19 protein-coding genes are annotated in these 17,051 nt (G+C 62.5%); 4 read left to right on the top strand and 15 right to left on the bottom strand.

Translation table 11 applies throughout. The annotated features are described in order from the left end of the window. Window positions 1–231: 231 nt before the first annotated feature. Window positions 232–918: a response regulator transcription factor gene (locus ACO08C_RS06780; RefSeq protein ID WP_421788524.1), complete on the top strand. Its 687-nt coding sequence runs from the start codon at window positions 232–234 to the stop codon at window positions 916–918. Between the two features lie 66 nt (window positions 919–984). On the opposite strand, the gene ACO08C_RS06775 is transcribed toward ACO08C_RS06780, so the two are convergent. Then, a complete protein-coding gene (locus ACO08C_RS06775) occupies window positions 985–1,359 on the bottom strand; it encodes a hypothetical protein (RefSeq protein ID WP_421788522.1) in 375 nt (124 codons plus the stop codon). A 203-nt stretch (window positions 1,360–1,562) separates the two neighbouring features. Here ACO08C_RS06775 and ACO08C_RS06770 point away from each other — a divergent pair, with 203 nt between their 5' ends. Further along, on the top strand, window positions 1,563–2,129 hold the full coding sequence (locus tag ACO08C_RS06770; RefSeq protein ID WP_421788521.1) for a DUF922 domain-containing protein: 567 nt from the start codon (window positions 1,563–1,565) through the stop codon (window positions 2,127–2,129). Here the strand turns inward: ACO08C_RS06770 and xth are convergent. The 5 genes from xth to ahcY all read right to left on the bottom strand — a co-directional run bounded on the left by xth (window position 2,126) and on the right by ahcY (window position 6,126). After that, a complete protein-coding gene (xth, locus tag ACO08C_RS06765) occupies window positions 2,126–2,941 on the bottom strand; it encodes an exodeoxyribonuclease III (RefSeq protein ID WP_421788520.1) in 816 nt (271 codons plus the stop codon). The two genes, ACO08C_RS06770 and xth, sit on opposite strands and share 4 nt — an antisense overlap. After that, window positions 2,938–3,609 carry a phosphoribosylanthranilate isomerase gene (locus ACO08C_RS06760; protein WP_421788519.1) on the bottom strand — a complete coding sequence of 224 codons (672 nt, stop codon included), beginning with the start codon at window positions 3,607–3,609 and terminating at the stop codon, window positions 2,938–2,940. The genes xth and ACO08C_RS06760 overlap by 4 nt, the downstream gene beginning before the upstream one ends. A 12-nt stretch (window positions 3,610–3,621) precedes the next feature. Beyond that, window positions 3,622–4,212: a hypothetical protein gene (locus tag ACO08C_RS06755; RefSeq protein ID WP_421788518.1), complete on the bottom strand. Its 591-nt coding sequence runs from the start codon at window positions 4,210–4,212 to the stop codon at window positions 3,622–3,624. A 5-nt stretch (window positions 4,213–4,217) separates the two neighbouring features. Further along, complete coding sequence (locus ACO08C_RS06750) at window positions 4,218–4,670, bottom strand: energy transducer TonB (protein WP_421788517.1); 453 nt, start codon at window positions 4,668–4,670, stop codon at window positions 4,218–4,220. A gap of 64 nt (window positions 4,671–4,734) precedes the next feature. After that, window positions 4,735–6,126 (bottom strand): adenosylhomocysteinase, encoded by a 1,392-nt coding sequence (gene ahcY / locus ACO08C_RS06745; RefSeq protein ID WP_421788516.1) that lies wholly within the window; start codon window positions 6,124–6,126, stop codon window positions 4,735–4,737. Window positions 6,127–6,390: 264 nt separating this feature from the next. Here ahcY and ACO08C_RS06740 point away from each other — a divergent pair, with 264 nt between their 5' ends. Further along, window positions 6,391–8,031: a hypothetical protein gene (locus ACO08C_RS06740; RefSeq protein WP_421788515.1), complete on the top strand. Its 1,641-nt coding sequence runs from the start codon at window positions 6,391–6,393 to the stop codon at window positions 8,029–8,031. Window positions 8,032–8,033: 2 nt separating this feature from the next. Here the strand turns inward: ACO08C_RS06740 and ACO08C_RS06735 are convergent, their stop codons facing one another. From ACO08C_RS06735 to ACO08C_RS06720, 4 genes are all read right to left on the bottom strand, one after another. Then, complete coding sequence (locus ACO08C_RS06735) at window positions 8,034–8,306, bottom strand: HPr family phosphocarrier protein (RefSeq protein WP_421788514.1); 273 nt, start codon at window positions 8,304–8,306, stop codon at window positions 8,034–8,036. After that, a complete protein-coding gene (locus ACO08C_RS06730) occupies window positions 8,306–8,713 on the bottom strand; it encodes a PTS sugar transporter subunit IIA (protein WP_421788513.1) in 408 nt (135 codons plus the stop codon). The genes ACO08C_RS06735 and ACO08C_RS06730 overlap by 1 nt, the downstream gene beginning before the upstream one ends. Before the next feature lie 70 nt (window positions 8,714–8,783). Then, window positions 8,784–10,406, bottom strand: a complete 1,623-nt coding sequence (locus ACO08C_RS06725; protein WP_421788512.1) for a stimulus-sensing domain-containing protein — start codon at window positions 10,404–10,406, stop codon at window positions 8,784–8,786. After that, a complete protein-coding gene (locus ACO08C_RS06720) occupies window positions 10,375–11,079 on the bottom strand; it encodes a response regulator transcription factor (RefSeq protein WP_421788511.1) in 705 nt (234 codons plus the stop codon). The genes ACO08C_RS06725 and ACO08C_RS06720 overlap by 32 nt, the downstream gene beginning before the upstream one ends. A 127-nt stretch (window positions 11,080–11,206) precedes the next feature. Here ACO08C_RS06720 and ACO08C_RS06715 point away from each other — a divergent pair, with 127 nt between their 5' ends. Continuing rightward, window positions 11,207–12,904 (top strand): hypothetical protein, encoded by a 1,698-nt coding sequence (locus tag ACO08C_RS06715; protein WP_421788510.1) that lies wholly within the window; start codon window positions 11,207–11,209, stop codon window positions 12,902–12,904. Here the strand turns inward: ACO08C_RS06715 and ACO08C_RS06710 are convergent. From ACO08C_RS06710 to ACO08C_RS06690, 5 genes are all read right to left on the bottom strand, one after another. Next, window positions 12,901–13,818 (bottom strand): glycosyltransferase family 2 protein, encoded by a 918-nt coding sequence (locus tag ACO08C_RS06710; protein WP_421788509.1) that lies wholly within the window; start codon window positions 13,816–13,818, stop codon window positions 12,901–12,903. The genes ACO08C_RS06715 and ACO08C_RS06710 overlap by 4 nt on opposite strands. Window positions 13,819–14,016: 198 nt before the next feature. Beyond that, a complete protein-coding gene (locus tag ACO08C_RS06705) occupies window positions 14,017–14,427 on the bottom strand; it encodes a response regulator (RefSeq protein WP_421788508.1) in 411 nt (136 codons plus the stop codon). A 74-nt stretch (window positions 14,428–14,501) separates the two neighbouring features. Beyond that, a complete protein-coding gene (gene folD / locus ACO08C_RS06700) occupies window positions 14,502–15,398 on the bottom strand; it encodes a bifunctional methylenetetrahydrofolate dehydrogenase/methenyltetrahydrofolate cyclohydrolase FolD (RefSeq protein ID WP_421788507.1) in 897 nt (298 codons plus the stop codon). A gap of 20 nt (window positions 15,399–15,418) precedes the next feature. Then, complete coding sequence (locus ACO08C_RS06695; RefSeq protein WP_421788506.1) at window positions 15,419–15,730, bottom strand: YggT family protein; 312 nt, start codon at window positions 15,728–15,730, stop codon at window positions 15,419–15,421. A 126-nt stretch (window positions 15,731–15,856) separates the two neighbouring features. Beyond that, window positions 15,857–17,032, bottom strand: a complete 1,176-nt coding sequence (locus tag ACO08C_RS06690; protein ID WP_421788505.1) for a sensor histidine kinase — start codon at window positions 17,030–17,032, stop codon at window positions 15,857–15,859. Window positions 17,033–17,051: the final 19 nt, after the last annotated feature.

The raw sequence follows: 17,051 nt of genomic DNA, 5'->3' as shown, positions 1-17,051 counted from the left end.
GCGGCGCCCCGATCGCCTCCCCACCACGGAGGTTTCACGCCGCCGCTCCTGCAGCCCTGACGTGCCGGGCGTTAACCATGCAATTTTGCTGCCATTATCACGCCGATCTGACGGCCGCGTAACACCATTGTGCGCTTGACCGTGATCGCCGGACCGGGCCATTTCTGCCGCGAATTTTCTGCCGGTCGGCAGGAATTGCCTCCCTCGGAAAAACTGGCATGATCGAAAACTATGAGCGCTAAAAAAATGATTCTCTGCGTCGACGACGATGACGATCTTCGCGAGACCCTGATCGAACAGTTCGGATTTCACGACGAATTCGAGGTCCGCGATGCGGCCAACGCCACCAACGGCATCAAAATCGCCCGCGACGAGCGCGTCGATATTGTCCTTTTGGATGTCGAGCTGCCGGACATGGACGGGCGCGAAGCCTGCCGCCTGATGCGCAAGAATGGCGTCTCCGCGCCGATCGTCATGTTGACCGGGCAGGACACCGACGCCGACCAGATCCTCGGGCTGGAATCCGGTGCCAATGACTATGTCACGAAGCCGTTCAAATTCTCGGTCCTGCTGGCGCGCGTCCGCGCCCATCTGCGCAGCCACGAGCAGAGCGAGGACGCGGTCTTCCAGATCGGGCCTTATGAGTTCAAGCCGTCGATGAAGCTTCTGGTGACGTCGGATGAAAAGAAGGTGCGGCTCACCGAAAAGGAAACCAACATCCTCAAATATCTCTATCGAGCCGGCGGCAAGCCGGTCTCGCGCGACGAGCTGTTGCACGAGGTCTGGGGCTATAATCCCAACGTCACCACGCACACGCTGGAGACCCATATCTACCGGCTGCGCCAGAAGATCGAGCCCGATCCGGCCCGCTCCCGTCTATTGATCACTGAAAGCGGCGGCTACCGGTTGCAGAATTAGGCCTCAAAGCTATCGCCGTTTTAGGCCGCGCGCCTTAAGCGGCCGGGCCATTGGACTGACGCTTGGCTAATCTGGTTGCGCGGCTCTGGATGTCAGCGCTGCGATTGCAAACAAGCTCCCGCCCGAACCCATAACGGCAACGGGAATCCATTCCCCCAGCATCAGCGCCAATAATCCTGCCGCGACGACCGCCGGGGCCAGTATCAGACAAATGGGACGCCGGTAATTTGGTCGGAGAAGCGCCAGGGTTCCAAATGCGGCCAAAACCAGGAGATAGAGGCTCGGTATGATGTAGAGGACTTCAAACATGTCCTTCAAGAAAGCCGGGGCGTTGCTGTTGCTCATTTCCGTTGTGAAATATGCGTATCCCGACCCGTGTAAGACTGCGATCGCGACAACAAAAACCACGCCCAATGAGCAGGTGATGACAGATAAACGCACAACGGCCTCCGGTTCATGATCTCTAAAACTGTGTAACGGTCATAGCTGAAGACAAGTTGGTAGTCCGCTCTGATTGAGGGCAGGAGCGCCATTCAGGCCAGGTCTGTCGTTCCGCCACGCAGACTCCTCTGTTACGATTCCGCGCATGACATCACGCACCGGTCTGCTAGGCTGCCCGTGGGTGGAGTTGTACAGGCGGGATCATGCCGTTTTTCGCGTTGATGTTGGTTTGGGCGCTGAATGCCAGCGCGCCACCGTCTGTGCCGGTGACACTGCAGGAAACGCTCGACGTCCATCACTACGAAGTTACCGGTCTTTCGCCGGAGCATCTGGTGGCCAGTTTCCGGCAGCGGCCCAACCCGTCAGTCATGGCGATCACGCGCGCCGGCATGTCAACCCGCTATGATTTTGCCTTCGGCAATGGTGAATGCCGGCTGATGCAGGTCGAGCTTCTGCGCGACATCGACATCACCTATCCGCGATGGCGGGAACAGGACCGCGGCAGCGAAACCATGCAAGCGGCATGGACGCAATTCCTGACGGCGCTGGAAATCCACGAACAGGGCCATGTCGACCGGTTTCGCGAGGGCGCGCAGGGCCTGTCGGATCGCCTGGCCGCCTTGCCGCCGCAGGAAAGCTGCCAGGCGCTAAGCCGCGCCGTTGAACGCGAGCAGGATCGCTTCGACCGGGAGATGGCACGCATTCAGTCTGCCTACGAGGCCGAAACCCGCAATGGCGCGGCACAGGGCGCGCGGCTGCGCTTCCGTTAGAGCACGAGTTCCAGCACCACGGGCACGTGATCTGAAGGTTTCTCGCGGCCACGCTCCGGCTCGTGGACCCGGAACCCGTCACGGCCCTTGGCCAGGGCGGCGTCGCGCAGAGCGGGCGTCACCCAGATATGATCCAGCCGCCGGCCGCGATTTGAGGCACGATAGTCCCGCGCGCGATAGCTCCACCAGGTATAGATTTTCTCCGGCTCCGGGATCACTTCGCGCGCGACATCGATGAAATCCCCTACCGACAGCACCGCGTTCAGCTTCTCCACCTCGACCGGCGTGTGCGACACCACCTTCAAAAGTTGCTTGTGCGACCACACATCGTTTTCCGTCGGCGCGATATTGAAATCGCCGAGGATCAGGATTTTGTCGGATTGCGTGTCGCGCGAGCCGAAATAATCGGCCATCCGGTCCACGAAATCGAGCTTGTGGGCAAAGCGCGGATTGGTCTCGGGGTCCGGCTCGTCGCCGCCCGCCGGAACATAGAAATTGTGCAGCTCGATCCCTGCTACGCCGACCCGCTGATGCCGCGCCTCCTCGCGTGGGCAGATCGCCTCATCGCCCAGCTCGGTCAGCGGCAGTTTTGACGCAATGGCCACGCCGTGCATGCCCTTCTGGCCGCGAATGTGGAAATGCTCATAGCCCATCGCCCGGAAAGCCTTATCCGGGAATTGTTCTTCCAGGCATTTGATTTCCTGAAGGCACAGAATGTCCGGCTGGTGTGCGGCCACAAAGGGCGCGATCAATGGCTCGGCGCGCAGCCGCACGGAGTTCACATTCCAGCTGGCAATGGTGAGCTTGCTCATGAGAGGTCCTGGTCGGTTTCGCGGACGGCCCGCATGAAGCGCGCCAGAAGATCGGGATCGAGGCGGCCAGAAGTGCGGATTCCCGAACAGAGATCAAGCCCGAAGGGCCGAACCGTGCGGATCGCATCTGCTACATTGTCGGGTGTTAGGCCGCCGGCAAGAAAGACGGGCAGCGGCGATCGCCGCACGAACTCAGCACTGATCGACCAGTCATGCGCCCGCCCGGTTCCGCCCAGCTCCGCCGTTTCGGCGCCTGGCCGTCCGGAATCGAGCAGGAAAGCCTGGGCAAACGGGGCGTAGGCGTCGATGAGATCGAGAGCGGTCCCGTCCTCGACATGAATGACTTGTACGCGCCGCAAGGAAGGATCGAGACGCGATAACCGCTCCAGCTCCGTTGGCGCGATGTGACGCACAATCTGAACCGTCTCGGCCCCGCCGCGGCGGGCTTCCGCGGCGAGCCCTTCGGCCGTGTTTTGCGAGGACAGGAAAAACCGGGCGACCGACGGTCCGGTCGAAGCGGCAATATCGGCAGACTGCTTAATGGAAATGACGCCCGGTCCCGACGGCATCGGACCGACCAGGCCCAGCGCATCGGCGCCGGCCGCGATCGCTTTCGACGCCTCCTCCCGGCTTGAAATGCAGCAGACCTTGACCCGCGTCCGGTGCATCGCGCCGTCCGCCTAAAGAACGTTATAGGTCGAACCGGCGAGCCCGACCGGCCAGCGTCCGCGCACGAACAGGCGCCAGCGCGCGAGAAAGGCGTGGGGCGGATCCTCGTCCTCGGCCTCGGCAAGGATCACCAAGGCCGCCCCGTTCGCCGCCTGTACCAGCGCACCGGCTGCGGCATTCAGCACGGCCTCGTCACGCATATCGCCGAGCGAGGCGGAATAGGCCACCGCGTCCTGCGCGGCTTCGCCGGCCTTCAGGCCGACATATTCCAGTGCGGTCTGGATCGCGCTTTCATCGAGCCTCTCCAACGCCTGTGCCACGAGCCCGGCGCGCAGCATCTCCTCGGCTTCCCAGCCTTCGGGATTGAAATCGAGCGCTTCCGCGGCTTCGGCCGCCTCGTCCCAGCTGGTCAGGAGTCCGGCTTCGGCATGCGGAAAGCCGAGCGCGTCGAGATAGGCCCGCGAGAGGTCCTGTTCACGCTTGTCCAGCGGATCGCCCAGCCGCATGAACAGGCGCCCGTCGGCGATACCATCGGCAAAAGCCCGGACCTTATAGAGAAGCGGGATCTCGTCGAGCAGGCGGACAATATCATCATCGGACATGACGTTTACCTGATCCGCACGCGGCCATTGCGGAACTCGAACAGCACGACGCAATTCGACAAGGCCTGCCCGTCGGGCAGCTCCTCGAACCGCCAGCGTTGCACGGCGCGCTCGGCCGCGCCCTCGAAATAGCCGGCCGGAACGCTTTCCGCCGCGCGCACCCGGTGCGGCCGGCCGGTGTCGTAGACATGGAAGCGGACCACCACCCAGCCTTGAAGCCCGCGCGACCAGGCACGTGGCGGATAGTCGGGCATTTCGAACGCCCGGGCGGCCAGCTGGGCCCCCTGACAGTCCTCCGGCCCGATCAGCCGCTCCACATTGGCCGGCGTCGGAAAGGGTTGTGTCGCCTGAAACGGTTCTTCGCGCGGATCGAGCCCGCCTGCACCGGGCAGCGACGATACGGCCGTGCAGGCGGTCAAGGCGAGCGGCAAGGCGGAACCGAGAAGGCGGACGATCATGAGCTCACGCTAGCGGATTGATCCGGAAAGAAAACGCCCCGGCGCGGCGCCGGGGCGCGCCGCCTTAGTAGCGGTAGTGCTCGGCCTTGAACGGGCCGGCCTGTTCCACGCCGATATAATCGGCCTGCTCTGCTGACAGCTCGGTCAGCTTTGCGCCGAGTTTCGGCAGGTGCAGCGCCGCGACCTTCTCATCGAGATGCTTCGGCAGGATGTAGACCTCGTTCTTGTAGTTGTCGCCGCGCAGCCAGAGCTCGATCTGTGCCAGCACCTGGTTGGTGAACGATGCCGACATCACGAAGGACGGGTGACCATTGGCATTCCCGAGATTTACCAACCGCCCTTCTGAAAGAAGAATGATCCGGTTGCCTTCCGGGAATTGCACCAGATCGACCTGCGGCTTCACATTGGTCCACTGGAAGTTCCGCAACGCCTCGACCTGAATCTCATTGTCGAAATGGCCGATATTGCAGACGATCGCCATGTCTTTCATGGCGCGCATGTGGTCGACGGTCAAAACGTCCTTGTTTCCGGTCGCGGTCACGAAGATATCGCAATCCTTCACCACATCCTCGACGGTGACGACGGCAAAACCGTCCATCGACGCCTGCAGTGCGCAGATCGGATCGACCTCGGTGACCGCCACGCGGGCACCGGCCTGGGCGAGCGACTCAGCGGAGCCCTTGCCCACATCGCCATAACCGCAGACCAGCGCGGTCTTGCCGGCCATCATCACGTCGGTGCCGCGGCGGATCGCGTCAACCAGGCTTTCGCGGCAGCCATAGCGGTTGTCGAACTTCGACTTGGTGACCGAGTCATTCACATTGATCGCCGGGAAGGGCAGCTCGCCGCGCTTCTGCATCTGGTAGAGGCGCATCACGCCAGTGGTTGTTTCTTCCGACACGCCCTGGATCGCGGCCTTGGCCTTGGCAAACCAGCCCGGGCTTTGCTCGATGCGCTTGCGGATTTGCGCAAACAGATACTTTTCCTCGTCCGACTTCGGCTCGCCGAGGATCGACGGGTCGTTTTCGGCCTTTTCGCCGAGGATCAGATAAAGCGTCGCGTCCCCGCCATCGTCGAGGATCATGTTGGCGGTTTCACCGCCGGGCCAGTGGAAGATCCGGTCAGCGAAATCCCAGTATTCTTCCAGCGTTTCGCCCTTGTGGGCAAAGACCGGAATGCCCTGGTCGGCGATCGCCGCTGCGGCATGGTCCTGTGTCGAGAAGATGTTGCACGATGCCCAGCGGACGTCGGCGCCAAGCTCGACCAGCGTTTCGATCAGCACCGCCGTCTGAATGGTCATGTGCAGCGATCCGGCGATCCGCGCGCCCTTCAGCGGCTTCTCGGCGCCGTATTCTTCGCGCAGCGCCATCAGGCCGGGCATTTCAATTTCGGCCATTTCGATTTCGGTGCGGCCCCATTGGGCGAGGGAGAGATCTTTAACGGCGTAATCAGACATGGTTCGAGGGTCCTTCCGTCCTGGAATTCAATGGAATAACGACCCTCCGGGGCGGGGACTCCCGGCCGGAAAGGGAATACGTGGCGCGCCGGTTAGCATGGCCCCGGCATGCGCACAATGTAGGGCGATGTCTTGATCCGGAAAAGAATCCAGCCCGCCTCTGACTCTTCCGGCGCAAATCTTGTATAACCGATGGGCAGGTGTCCGCGGGAGGCGGGCCTTGTGGCGGCGGGTGTGCCGCGAAATGCATCAGGGGGTGGGTTCATGTCGAGTATTCCGGGGGCACACGCCAGCCTGGGTTTCGGGCGTAAGCGCGTCGAGTTTTATGCGTCGCCGGGTGTCACCGCGGACGCATCGCATCGCCGCCGCGGCGAGCACGAAGTCCGCAATGTCGACGGTCATAAGCAGACCCTTCACCTGTCGCGTCCTGATACACCTCTGGAAAATGGCGAGACCGTTACCGTGCTCCGCCTGCAGAGCGGACCCGCCCACAGATCGCGGCCGGTCGCGCTGATCAATCACGACCGCAATGCGTGGACCCGGACCGCGCCGGATGCCACCGGCGTACTTGGCCGCAGCGGCATTACACGCGCACTGAACTGGTGGCTGGCAATGATCGCTTTCATTGTCGCGACCATCGCCTTTTCCTGGCCCGATGTGCGCCTGTTCATGCTGGAAGTGGATCCGGCGCTGTTCGCCTCATTGCCGCAACTCGACCTGTTTGCGATGGCCAATGCGCAGATTCCGGCCCTGGCAGGGTTTGATCTGGCGGCCGCAATACCGGGCTTCGGCAGCTTGGCATCGCAGCTGGGCCTGCCGGGCTGGCTGACACCGAGCGGGCTGGCTTTCACCCTCCTATTGTCGGCGCTGGCCCTGTTCACCTATTTCGCCCGGTCCTGGCGTATCGTCTGGGTGCCGCTCTACATCGTGGCGGCGCTGGTCGCAGGCCTGGCCCTGGGCACGGCATCGCCGCTGATGCCTGCCTTGCTGGCCCTGGCCGGCGTGGCCCTGCTGTTCTGCATTGGCGGGACCGTCAATCGCACCCGCGACGCGGCGCGTCTGGAGGGCCGGATTGCGCGCCTGAGCGAGAATATACTGCGGAATCCGCCGCGCGAGGCCGTGACGGCACCGGCGGCTGCCGGAGCGGCGCTCGCGGCCTCTGCCGCCCAGGCGAAAGCCGCTGAAGAGGTCAGTGAAACCGTTTCCGAGCCGGAAATCGCTGACGCGGAAACCAGCGAGCCGGCTGACGAAAGCGATGCATCGGCAGAGGACGGGGAAACCCGCGCCGGGGATGACGCTGAATCTGAAGCACCGGACGCAGACGATGAGCTGCCCAGCGACGAGGAACTGGCCGCGGCCCGCGCCGACAATGAGCGCGAGAACGGCGACGATCCGGCGCCAGTCCCGTCGCTCGCCGTCCCGGCCGCGGCAGAAAATGACGATGCGGCGGATGATCGCGAGATGATCTTGCCGCCGCCGCCGCCGCTGGCAAACCGCGCGGTGAGTGAATCCGGCGGTTCGGGCGAAGCCGGCGAACCGGAAAGCGCCGAGGCTCCTGCCATGGCTGCGGTTGTGAGCGATGCCGAGCCGCAGGACGAGGGGGCAACGGATCCGGAGGACACGCCGGATCTGATCCAGACGCCCGCCGAGGCCGCGCCGCCAGAAAGCGTCAGCGAAAGGCCGCAAACGGGTGAAGAAGACGCCGGCACAACGCCAGCAGAGCCGGAAATTGACGACGCCCCGCGCGCCGAAACCGCCGCCGCCGACGATGTGGAAGGCGAGACGGACGATGTCGAAGGGTCAACAGCGTTAGCCGACGATGAATCAGATCCGTTCCTGACCAGGGCATCGGACGAGAAAAGCGGTGACGATGCGCCTGCGGATGATCGCGACAACCGCTCCTAGGCCTAAACGGCCTCGTCGAACCGGTTTTCAATCAGCGTGACCAGCGCAGACAGTGCTGATTCGGCGTCCGGTCCGTCAGCGTGAATGGTAATCTCGGTGCCGTGGCTGGCGGCCAGCATCAGAAGGTCCATGATTGAGGAGGCCTCGACCCGCTCATCGCCTCGCTGCACTTCGATGAGAGCATCGAACCCGGTGGCGAGATCGACAAATTTCGCGGAGGCGCGAGCGTGCAAGCCCCGCTCATTGCAGATGACGACCGATCGGGATGCGGGCATTACTTGTTGGCGCTTTCCAGCACCCGGGCAGCCCGGGCGATATAGCGTTGGCCGGCCTGTTCGCCGGCTTCTGCCAGCGCTTCCAGTCCGAGCGTCTCTCGCGATTCCACCAGCTTGATCATCATCGGCAGATTGATGCCGGCGAGGACATCGACCTTGCCCGGTGAAAGCTGGGAAATGGCAAGATTGGACGGCGTGCCGCCGAACATGTCGGTGAGGATCAGCACGCCCGATCCGGTGTCCAGGCGCCGGATCCGTTCGGACAGATCGTCCCTGCGCTCGGCCAGATCGTCGTCCGCACCGATGCACACCGCTTCGCATTGCTCAAGCGCGCCGACGACATGTTCGGTCGCCGCCAGGAATTCGCGGGCCAGTTCACCGTGTGTAACGATCAGGAAGCCGATCATGCCTCACCCCATAGGGATGTAATTAAATCGCGGCCATTCTGTAACGAAAAGGTCTTTTTTCACGCCGCCGTCATATTTGCGCAGCGTGAGGGAAGGTCACCACGAAACGCGCGCCGGCAATATTGCCGGACTCACCGGTCCGGTTTTCGGCCCGGATTTCACCCCCGTGAACCCGTACAATCTGCCGCGCAATAGCAAGGCCGAGGCCCGAATGTGAACCGAACTCCGCGCCTTGCGGACGCTCGGTGTAGAAGCGCTTGAAGATCGTCTCCAGGCTTTCCGGCGGAATGCCGGGGCCCTGGTCTTCGACGCGGATCGCAAGCGTTTCATCGCTTTCAAGCGTCAGGCCTATGGTGATGCGGCCATCGGGCGGCGAGAAGGTCAAGGCATTGTCGATCAGATTCCGGATGACCTGTCCGATCGGCGCCGCGCGGCCCTCCACAGGACCTGCGTCCAGCGCCGTCTGGAACACGATATCGGGCCCGCCAACTTGCGCGGTCAGATAGGACGACACCGTATCCCGGATCAGGCGGACGAGGTCGACCTGCCCGACATCTTCGCGCGCCAGCTCGGCATCAAGCCGCGAAGCCCGGGCGATATCCGTGATCAGCCGGTCCATGCGGCGTACATCCGAGGCGATTACCGCCAGCAGCTTGTCGCGCTGCTCCGCGCTCTTGGCGCGCGGCAGGATCTCGGCCGCCGAGCGGATCGAGGTGAGCGGGTTTTTCAGCTCATGCGCGACATCTGCGGCGAATTGCTCGATCGCATCCATGCGGTCATACAGGGCTGCCGTCATCAGCCGCATCGCCTCGCCGAGCTCGCCGATCTCGTCGCGCCGGCCTGCCAGCGAGGGCATTTCAACCCGCCGGCCTTTCGCCTGGCGCACGCGCCGCGCTGCCTTGGCGAGACGCCGGATGGGACGCGCGATGAACACGGTCAGCATGAGCGATGACAGGATCGAGACCAGTGCGGCCATCAGGATGAAAGGGAACAGCGCCCGCCGCTCGTCCGCGATCAGCTCATCCAGGTCGAAAGATTCAAGCGTCACAACACCGACCACCGCGCGCACCGGCTGGATCGGCACTGTTACCGACACCACCCGCGATCCGTCGGGCTGACGCCGCACGCCGGCGACGATGTTGCCCTCAATCGCGGTGGCGACCTCCTCCTCAAGTGTCCGGTTCAGCGCCGCGCGTTCTTCATCGGTCCGGAACAGGCCGCCAAAACCGTCGAGCAGCCGCGACAACAGGCTGCGCGCATCTTCGGCAAGATCGCTGGGCAACTCTTCACCGGGCGGTGGCAGGACCGTGACATCGAACCGGTTGTTCAGAAGGTGGGTATCGGCGACCAGTTGCGCGGCCTTGTTGAAAATCCGCGCCCGCACATCGTCAGGCACATAAAGATCGCGGAGAAGCAGGCGCGCATCGCCCTCGATCAGAACCGGCGACGGGTCGCTTTCGGCCGCGCCTTCGGCCATGACATTGGCGATCAGCTCGCCTTCCACGCGCAGGGCATCCAGCTTCGCATTGACCAGGCCGCGGCGGGTCTCCGACACCGCCAGCATACCGATGACGAGCACAATCAGCGCAAGCCCGTTGGCGACCAGGATGATCCAGGCCAGACGCGAGAACGAGGCGCCGCGAACCGATGTCAGCGCGCTGCTAGCTCTCCTTGTAACGGTATCCAACACCATAAAGCGTCTCGATGGCGTCGAACTCCTTGTCGACCTCTCTGAATTTCTTGCGGATGCGCTTGATGTGGCTGTCGATCGTGCGGTCGTCGACATAGATCTGATCGTCATAGGCCGCGTCCATCAGCGCATCGCGGCTCTTCACATAGCCGGGGCGCTGGGCCAGCGATTGCAGGATCAGGAATTCGGTGACCGTCAGCCGCACCGGCTCGCCTTCCCACGCACAGGAGTGGCGATTGGGATCGAGGGACAGCCGGCCGCGCATGATCGGTTTCGAATCGCCATTTCCGGAACCGGGCTCGCCGACCGGGTCCGGCCGGGCGCGGCGCAGGACCGCCTTGACCCGTTCGCCGAGCAACCGTTGCGAGAACGGCTTCGTGATATAATCGTCGGCGCCGAGATTGAGCCCCAGAGCCTCGTCGAACTCGTCGTCCTTGGATGTCAGAAAGATCACCGGCATGTTCGACGTCTGGCGCAAACGGCGCAGCAGTTCGAGCCCGTCCATCCGCGGCATTTTAATATCGAACACGCCCAGATCCGCCGGATCCGTGGTCAGCGCTTCCAGAGCGCTCGATCCGTCATTGAAGGTGCGGACCGTATAGCCTTCGCCCTCCAGAAAGATGGAGACCGAAGTGATGATGTTTTCGTCATCGTCGACCAGCGCGATCGTGGCCATTGGCCTGTCTCCCAAATGTGTTTTCCGGACCTTAGACAAGCTGAACGCGAAGCGAAAGCGTCAGGGTTCACCACGCCTTAAATGTTTCAGTGGCATTTATTCAACCTTATCGAGCGGAGCTGCCCGCATGCCGTCAGGCAAGGTTCATTTCGAAGTCTTCGTCAAGAAGCACCGCAAGGCCGGCTGGACCCTCGCCGAGGCACGTCCGGGCCGCGAGGAAGCCATCGAAATTGCACGCAAGCTTCTCGCCGACATGCCTACCGGTTCGGTCCGGGTCAGCAAGGAGCGCTTTGACGACGACAGCCGCACCTTCCGGTCGACGACCGTATTTGAAGAGGGTGCCGAACGCTTCGAAAAGGAAGAGGACAAGACCGGCGACGGTTCGCTGCCCTGCGTCTCGCCGGACGATCTGACCAACCCGTCGGCCCGCGACACGATGAGCCGCGTGCTCAACGAATGGTTCGTGCGCAAGCAGGTCACGCCGATGGAGTTGATGCATAGCCCCGCACAAGCCGAGGATCTGGAATCCGGCGGGACCGAGCTGCAGCATGCCATCCAGAAGGTGGCGGTCGCCAGTGCGCGGGACGGCGATTCGACGGTGCATGCCTATGTGAAACAGCTCAATGAGCTGACCCAGAAAGCCTTTGACCGCATCTATAAGGACGGCAAGGCCGGCAAATTGCCGCGCTTCTCCGAATACAAATCCTATTCGAAGCTGGTCGACGAGTTCGCGCCCAAGACCGCCGTCTACAAAATCCGCGCCGCGCTGGCGGACCGGCTCAGCAATGAGCGCAGCTACAGCAAGAAACTCGCGGTTCTAATGGAGTTCGCGAACGATCTTCCGTCCGATTCCGAAGCACGGGCGCTCGCGGTCGAGCAACTGGACGTCTTCGTCGCAGAGATTCTGGGATTCGACTCCGGCCTGACCGCCCTGCTGGGGTCGGTCGACGAGCTCGGAGACGAAGTCCAGTTATTGGCCGACATGTATGACGGCTCGGCGGCAGCCGAGAGCTTGGAGAATGCACCGAAGGGCGCCCGCAAGCTGACCGAGCTCATGGCGGCCGGTGATTTCAAATCCAGCCGGACGGCCGTCGCCGCCGCCCTTCTGGAGCGCCTTCGCCGGCCGCGCCGTTTACGCCCCGGCGATGTGATGGCCGAAGTGAAACTGGCCCGGAAGCTGGCGCAGAAGCTGGTGATTGCGCAGGGGCCGGACCTGTCACCGGACGCGCTGCAAGACGCCTTCTCGAAACGCTCCGCGCGGTTGCTCACACCGGAGACAATCGGAGATTTCCTCGACAAGTGCAGCCATCCCGACGACGAAATCGACCAACTCCTGGCGCTTGAAGAGAATATCGTCGGCGGCCAGAACAAGCACAAGCTGGCCGGCTATATCCGGGCTTGCTTGGGAAATCACAAGACCGAAAGCTGGTTCGTGTCCGGCGACGGCCGGCCGATTGACCGGCTGCACCGCTTGTCCCGCTTCCAGACCCGCGCCTTGAAGGGCAACTACCCGGACGAGCAAAAAGCCGGTTTGTCAGATACGTTTGACGCCGTTGGCATGAAGATTATCGAGCGATCCGGGCTGATCGACGCGATTGCCAATGGCGACCAGCCGGTTCTTGACCGGGCCGCCTCGCTGCTGAAGCTGGTCACATGCCAGGCAGTGCCGGCCGGCAAATGCGCGGCTCTGGCGCAACAACGGGCCATGCGGCTGATTCGCTCGGAAGCTGGGCTGGAGGAAGCCAAGGCCGATACAAAGCGCGAAAAACTGACCGATATCGAGCAGATGATGAAAAGCCTGAACCCGCCGGCAGATGCGGCTTAGGCGGCAGCGCTGCCATAGAAGCCCAGCTTGAACGGGCCACCCCAGAACACCTTGCCCAGTCCCCGCGCGGCCTTGTCGAGCATCCGCGCCCGGCGCGGCGCGCCGATGGCCCAGAGCAAACCGGCGGCGATACCGTAGACAACAGCTTGGCCTGCACCGACCACCATCCAAAAGATGATGCCGGGTATATTGACCGGCCGGCGAGAGGCGCAAGCCGCGCTCGGTCCCTGGCCGTAGGCGAACGCCCGCTTGAGCGTGTATTGAAGCGTCGCGCGGCTCGCCAGCGGATCTTCGAACACCCAGGCCTCGGCGGACCAGGCGAACACCGCGCCCGCCGCCTGCATTTGCGCGAACAGGAGATCGTCCTCGCCGCCGGTCGTGTTCCGCTCCGTATCGAAGGGCTGACCGCCCGGTAGGGCAGAGCGCCGGATCAGCGAATTGCCGCAACCGTAATAATGATCGATATGCCCGCTCTCATCCGGGCCGGACCGGGCAAAGAATTCTGAATAATACTCGCGGTGCCGCGTCACATCGTCGGGCAAACGGGTCCGCACCGGTCCGAATACGGCATCGGCGTCATAAAACCGCATGGTCCCGACCAGTTCGCAGAGCCAGGTTGCCGGAGCTTCCTCATCGTCGTCGAGAAAGGCGATCAGCTCGCCCGTGCTGGCCGCAAGCCCTGCATTGCGGGCGTTTGCAACGCCCGGTTCCGGCATGTGAACCACGCGGACGGGCAGATCTGTTGCCTCGGCAAGGGCGCCGGCATCATCCAGCGCTGACCCGCCAGGATCGTTGTCGACGATGATCAGCTCGATACTCAAACCGCACGGATTGGCCTGGTTAAGAACGCTGCGGGCGGCGCGCTCCAAGCCCTCGGGCCGGCGGAAAGTCGGTATGATGACGGATACATCCATGGCCTAGATCGCGTATCCCGCAAGCCAGGATGACGTCCTTGATTTCGTGAGATTGGTTCGCCGGAAAAGCGCGGAAATCCGGTATACCGGCGGTCTGGCCATTAAATGGCGGATGGAGTGTAAAGCCCTGACCTGACCCAATTTGAACCGCTCCAGCTAGCCCCGGATGCTGGTCTGCAAGATGGACGCCGCGAGAGTCTAGATCCGCGCGAAATCGTCATTCGCCGCGGAAATGCGCAGTATCTGGGCCAGCGGCCGCGTGGCGTCCGACTTGCGGCCGGTCAGGTGCTCATTCTTGTCGAGCAACTGAATGTCTTTTGGCAGCGTATAGCGGTCGACCCGCACCGATCCGGACAGAACCACGATCGGCGTATCCGGGCACAGCGACTGCATCGTGTTGAGCGTATCTTCCGGATTGACCGAATCCGGCAGTCTTAGATCCAGAAGCACGAGATCATAGTCACGGGCGTGAAGCTTGCGCTTGGCGTCCTGCAGATCACGCGCGACCTCGAAACCGATCTCGAAGTCGCCGGATTCGAAGACCGTGTTCTGAACCAGTAACGCGTCCGCGAAATCGTCTTCGACGTGTAGCACCCGCAATGCCGACATGAATTGCCCTCCCCGGCCAAGCCTTCTTGTCCCAAGTTTCCATTAACGTGACGTTGACGTTCATCCGCCGCCGGTCAGCGCGCCACGGCCAGATCGATGCCGGCGCGCCGTGCCGCTGCGGTCATCGTATTCCGCAATAGCATGGCAATCGTCATGGGGCCGATGCCGCCCGGAACCGGCGTGATCCAACCTGCTTTCTCCGATGCCGCGGCGAAATCGACATCTCCCACCAGCCGGGTTTTTCCCGGGCCTTTTTCGGGGGCATCGACACGGTTGATGCCGACATCCAGCACGCACGCCCCCGGCTTGATCCAGTCGCCCTGGACCATTTCCGGCCGGCCCACCGCGGCCACGAGAATATCTGCCGAGCGGCAGAGTTCCGGCAGGTTGCGGGTGCGGGAATGCGCGATGGTCACCGTGCAGTTCTTTTCGAGGAACAACAAAGCTGCCGGCTTGCCGACGAGAATGGAGCGGCCGATGACCACGACCGATTTTCCGGTCAGGTCACCCATCGCCCGTTCGGCCAGCAGGACGCATCCGGCGGGTGTGCACGGCCGCAGCCCGTCTTCGCCGGCAAGCAACCGGCCGGCGCTGACAGCGGTCAGCCCGTCGACATCCTTGTCGGGATTGATGGCATTAATGACCGCGCCGGCATCGATGTGATCGGGCAAGGGCATCTGCACCAAAATGCCGTCGACCGAGGGATTGCCATTGAGCTGCCGGACAATCGCGATCGCTTCATCCTGTGTGATCGAGGCCGGCTTCCGGATTTCCATCGACTCCATGCCGGCCTGGGCCGCCCGGCGCACCTTGTTGCGGACATAGACCTCGCTGGCCGGATCGTCGCCGATCAGCACCACGGCGAGGCCAGGCTTGCGGCCCAGCAGGCCCCGCAATTGCGCCGCGGCCTGGCCCACCCGGCGATCAATATCCTCGGCAACCGCCTTGCCGTCGATCAGGGTTGCCGTCATTCCGCGCGAACCTCCCGGACCTAGAAGCGCAACATCAGTTCGGGCAGAAGCCAGCCGCGGATGAACTGCACCAGCAGGATGACCACGATCGGTGAGAAATCCAGCCCGCCCAGAGGGGGCAGGATGCTGCGGATGGGCTTCAGCACCGGTTCGGTAATCGTCGAGGTCATTCGCCAGATCGATCCAACGAACGGATTGTAGGGATTGATAATCCGGAAGCTGATCAGCCAGCTCAAAATGATCGACACAATCATCAGCAGGATGAAGAGGCCGAGAATGGGATCAATGATGTAGACGATCAGACCGTCCAGAAAGGATTGATTGCTGCGCATGCTCGCCATCTGTCGTCGCTAAGGGAACATTCCGTCTAGCCGCATTCACAGGCGTGGCGCAAGCAGGCTGGCTCAGACGCGCCGATGCTTGCGCACCGCCCGTTCGCAAGAGGTCCGGCTAGAATGCTATTCTGGTTTTGAAATCGGCAGCGTGAAACAAAACCGAGCGCCCTTCGAATATGTCTTATCGAGCCAAATCTCGCCGCCATGGCTTTCGACAATGCGCTGACAGAGGGATAGGCCGATGCCGGTTCCGGGGATCTCGTTTTCCCGGTGCAGCCGGCGCAGCATTTCGAATATCCGATCGGCGTAGGCGTTCGGTACGCCGATACCATTGTCTGTAACCGACACTTCCAACTGGTCGCCATCGGCCACGCTAGTGATCCGGATTCGCGGCGGCGCTTCCGACCGGTATTTCAGCGAATTGCCGATGAGATTGTCGAACAGCCGCGAGAGTATTTTGGCATCGCCCGCGACTTTGACCGGCACCATGTCGAGATGGATGTCGGCTTTTGCGTCCTTGATGTCGCGCGCGAGCCCTTTCACGCTTTCCCGTGCGACAGCCTCGAGATCGACCGGCTCCCTTACGAGTTCCCGTTCCACCAGTGTGGAATACTCCAACAGGCTCTCGATGATGCGCTGCATGCGCTGGGTGCCGTTGACGATATTCCCGATGATTTCACGGCCCTGCGGGCTGAGCTCATCGGACGCTTCCTCTTCCAACAATTGCGCCAGCATCGTGATGTGCCTCAGTGGCGATTGCAGGTCATGCGAGGCCACCGCGGTATACTGGCGCAGCGCTTCATTGGATTGCGTCAACTCTTTCGACCGGGTCTCAAGCGAACGCGCCACCGCCGTCAGTTCGACTTCGGCAATCCGCCGCCGTTCGACCTCATCGGACAATTCCGTGTTCTTGGCAAGGAGCTGGGCGGTCGACGGAAGGGCCAAGGCCTTGGGCAGGAGCGGCCAGAGCATGATCGCCGTCAACAATGACACCGCGGCCGTTGCCGCTTTCAAAATCCCCTGGATTTCATACAGCGGATGCCAAATCACTGCGAGAGCCATGAAATGCGTCGCACCGCACAGCAGGATGAACGCCATGAAAAGGTAGAGCGTCGGCCGGTAGCGCACATCCGGGCGTTTGAGTGCAAACAGGCCGAGCACGAAAGGAATGGAAAAATAGGACAGGCCGATGATCGCATCCGACGATACATGGGTCCACAATATCCATGGCGTCCACAGGAAACACATCCCGTGCGGCATAAAGCCGGACATGGTCATGCCAGAAACAAACAGCTCCAACTTCGCCCCCGCAGCTCGC

Origin of the sequence: Hyphobacterium sp., assembly GCF_965229905.1 — a bacterium.
Lineage (GTDB): Bacteria > Pseudomonadota > Alphaproteobacteria > Caulobacterales > Maricaulaceae > Hyphobacterium.
This window is presented reverse-complemented; position numbering and strand designations above follow the sequence as displayed.